The sequence below is a fragment of the Sinomonas sp. G460-2 genome (assembly GCF_047759905.1).
Classification (GTDB): Bacteria; Actinomycetota; Actinomycetes; order Actinomycetales; family Micrococcaceae; genus Sinomonas.
Map to the genome: position 1 here is coordinate 1 of NZ_JBKZWT010000379.1, position 3,137 is coordinate 3,137.

At 72.2% G+C, this 3,137-nt stretch carries 4 protein-coding genes and 1 pseudogene; 4 read left to right on the forward strand and 1 reads right to left on the reverse strand.

The window, feature by feature from the left end; translation table 11 throughout:
- The 4 genes from ACLN58_RS20070 to ACLN58_RS20085 form a co-directional block, all read left to right on the forward strand.
- A partial coding sequence (locus ACLN58_RS20070) for an SGNH/GDSL hydrolase family protein (RefSeq protein ID WP_415856997.1) occupies positions 1-766 on the forward strand: 766 nt, incomplete at its 5' end.
- Between the two features lie 143 nt (positions 767-909).
- Complete coding sequence (locus tag ACLN58_RS20075; RefSeq protein ID WP_415856998.1) at positions 910-1,251, forward strand: ArsR/SmtB family transcription factor; 342 nt, start codon at positions 910-912, stop codon at positions 1,249-1,251.
- A gap of 24 nt (positions 1,252-1,275) precedes the next feature.
- The gene (locus tag ACLN58_RS20080) at positions 1,276-2,256 is read left to right on the forward strand and encodes a TIGR03086 family metal-binding protein (protein ID WP_415856999.1); all 981 of its coding nucleotides are present in this window, start codon (positions 1,276-1,278) and stop codon (positions 2,254-2,256) included.
- A complete protein-coding gene (locus ACLN58_RS20085) occupies positions 2,249-2,686 on the forward strand; it encodes an SRPBCC family protein (RefSeq protein ID WP_415857000.1) in 438 nt (145 codons plus the stop codon). Before ACLN58_RS20080 ends, ACLN58_RS20085 begins: the two co-directional genes overlap by 8 nt.
- 133 nt (positions 2,687-2,819) lie before the next feature.
- Here ACLN58_RS20085 and ACLN58_RS20090 read toward each other — a convergent pair.
- Positions 2,820-3,137, reverse strand: a pseudogene (locus tag ACLN58_RS20090) (hypothetical protein); the annotation flags it as partial.

The following is a 3,137-nucleotide window of genomic DNA, read 5'->3' on the forward strand; positions in this document are numbered from 1 at the left end:
GAGCGGCGAGTTCACCGCCCGCTGGGTCGCCTTGGGCGATTCCTTCACGGAGGGTGTCGGCGACCCCGACCCCGCGCGCCCGAACGGCGTCCGCGGCTGGGCCGATCGCGTCGCGGAGCAGCTCCAGGCCGCTGACGAAGGCTTCGGGTACGCCAATCTGGCCATCCGCGGCAAGAAGCTCCGGCAGGTCCTCGCCGAGCAGCTCGAGCCCGCGCTCGCGCTCCGCCCGACGCTCGTCACGGTGTACGCGGGGGCGAACGACATCCTCCGCCCCAAGGTCGACATCGACGCGCTGCTCGAGGAGTACGACGCCGCGGTCCTGCGACTTCGGAGCTCCGGGGCCCGCGTGCTGATGTTCACGGGCTTCGATGCGGGGGCGTCGAAGGTCTTCGGCGCGATGCGCGGACGCACCGCGATCTACAACGAGCAGGTCCGGTGGATCGCGGACCGTCGCGGCGCCACGCTCGTGGACTACTGGCGCTTCCACGAGTTCCAGGACTGGCGCATGTGGGCCGCGGACCGCATGCACATGTCGGCGCTCGGCCACGCGACGATGGCCAACCGGGTGTTGAGCGTGCTCGAGCACGAAGGTCTCGCGGACGTTCCCGAGGCCCCCGCGCTGCCGAGCCTGAATCTGCTCGGGCAGTTCCGGGCCAACGCGACGTGGGCGCGCGAGTTCGCCGGCCCGTGGATCATGCGCCGCCTCACGGGCCGCTCGTCGGGCGACGGCATGAGCCCGAAGTACGCGGACTTCACGCGCTTCTGAGCGTTTCGGCCCGGGCGGCCGCGGCGCCCCCGCGACGGAAGAGCTCCCGCGGGCGGCCTCGGCGGCGCCTCCGCGACCGACGAGCTCCCGCAGGCGGCGGGACGCCCTTGCCAGAACGCGTTAGCAAACGCTAACGTATTCACATGGCCGATCTCCTGGAAGTCGCAGCGGAACCGAACCGCCGCCGCCTCCTCCAGCTGCTCGCGGCAGGAGAGCGGTCGGTGACGCCGCTCGCCGAACACTTCACCGTTTCGCGTTCGGCCATCTCGCAGCACCTGCTCCTGCTCGAGGAGGTGGGTCTCGTCGAGGCCCGCAAGGACGGCCGGAACAGGCTCTACCGCCTCTCGCCGGACGGCATGGCCCGGCTGCGTGAGCAGGTGGCCGTGTTCTGGACCCAAGAGCTCGACCTGCTCGTGGCGGACGCCGAAGCGTTCGCGAGATCGTCACCGCCCGCCGCGCAGCCCCCCGACCCCCAGCTTCCGTAACCGACCCATCCCGAAGGGACCGTCATGCCGTACTCGAAGACCGTTTACCTCCCCGTCACGCCGGACCAGGCTTTCGACCTCGTCACCCAGCCCGAGCGCCTCCGCCGCTGGATGACCATCTCCGCCCGCGTTGACCTCCGGGCCGGCGGAGACTACCGCTGGACCGTCGTCCCCGGCGCCCACGCCGGCGGGACCGTCACCGAGCTCGAGCCGGGGCGCCGCGTCGCGTTCGGCTGGGGCTGGGAGGGCAGCGAGGAGGTCAGCCCCGGATCCTCGCAGGTCACCATCACGCTCGAGCCGACCGACGGCGGCACGAACGTCACGCTCGTCCACGCCGGCCTGAGCGCCGAGGAGGAGGCCAGCCACGCCGAGGGCTGGAACCACTACCTCGACCGCCTCGTCGCGTTCGTCGAGACGGGCGACGCCGGGCTCGACGCCTGGGGCATGCCCGGGGACTTCGACCAGGTCAAGAGCGCCGACGCCTCGTGGGCCGTCCTCTCTCGGGTGCTCGCCGCCGTCGGCCCCGAGGCCTCGGGCCTGGCCACGCCGTGCAAGGACTTCGACGTTGCCGCGCTCACGAACCACCTCCGCGGCAGCATCACGGGGATCGGCACGGCGCTCGGCGTCGCGCTCCCGGAGGACGACGCCGCCGCTCCCACCGAGCTGCGCATCGCCGCCGTCGCCGAGCCGACGCTCGAGGCCTTCGCCCGCCGCGGCCTCGAGGGCGAGCTCGACATGGGCTTCGCGGTCCTCCCCGCGACGCTCGTGGCGAACATCCTCAACCTCGAGCTCCTCGTCCACGCGTGGGACTACGCGATCGCGCTCGGCCGCAAGCTCGACGTCTCGGCCGAGCTCTCGGAGTACGTGCTGGGCCTCGCGAAGGCCACGATCTCGGACCAGGTCCGCGCGAATGGCTCGTTCTCGGACGCGACGATCGTCGAGGAGTCGGCGCACGCCCTCGATCGCCTCGTCGCGTTCACGGGTCGGGTGCCCGTCCGTGGTTGACGTCCTGACGTCGGAGGTCATCCGGCGGCCCAGAGCGGACGTCGCGGCCTACGCGGCGGATCCCGACACGGCGCCCGAGTGGTACGTCAACATCGCCTCGGCCGTGTGGCGCACGCCCAAGCCGCTCGCGGTGGGCAGCGAGGTCGAGTTCGTGGCCCGCTTCCTCGGCCGGGACCTCGCCTACACGTATCGCGTCGAGGAGTACGTCCCCGGCGAGCTGCTCGTCATGGCCACGGCGCAGGGCCCGTTCCCCATGCGCACCACGTACACGTGGATGGACGACGGCGAGGGCGGCACCGTCATGACCCTCCGCAACGCGGGGGAGCCGAGCGGCTTCGCGGCGGTGGCGGCGCCGTTCATGGCGTCGATGATGCGGCGCGCGAACGTCAAGGACCTCGCGCGGCTCAAGGAGATCCTCGAGCGCCACTGACGTTCAAGGGTCACCTAACGCGGGTGTTCTCCGATTCAGGGGTCACCTCCCGCGGGTCCAACCCACGGGAGGTGACCCCCGGACGGAGGCCAACCCACGGGAGGTGACCCCTGGACGTTGGGGCGGGCCGAGGTCAGGCCGCGCGCGGGGCCCGGAAGCCGCGCGTGGCGAGGAGGCCGCCGTCGCGCTTGACGGCGAGCACGTCGATGTCCCACTGGGTGGTCGCGTGATCCAGCGTTTCGCGCCCGCCCGCGACGATCGCGGTCGCGAGCACGTCTGCCGTCACGATGTCCGCGGCGGCGACGCTCACCTGGACGAACTCGGGTCGCGTGCCGCCCGCGGCCCAGATGTGGTCGCCCCGCTCGGCGCTCCCGGACGTCGCGAGCGCGAGGCGAGCACCCGCCGTCGTCGGTCGCTCCCCGGAGCCGGAAGCCGCATCGGGGTTCACGGA

What these genes read in the sequence shown, in the direction of transcription:
- ACLN58_RS20075 (WP_415856998.1), top strand. Translation starts at nt 910, where the DNA reads ATGGCCGATCTCCTGGAAGTCGCAGCGGAACCGAACCGCCGCCGCCTC.
- ACLN58_RS20080 (WP_415856999.1), top strand. Translation starts at nt 1,276, where the DNA reads ATGCCGTACTCGAAGACCGTTTACCTCCCCGTCACGCCGGACCAGGCT.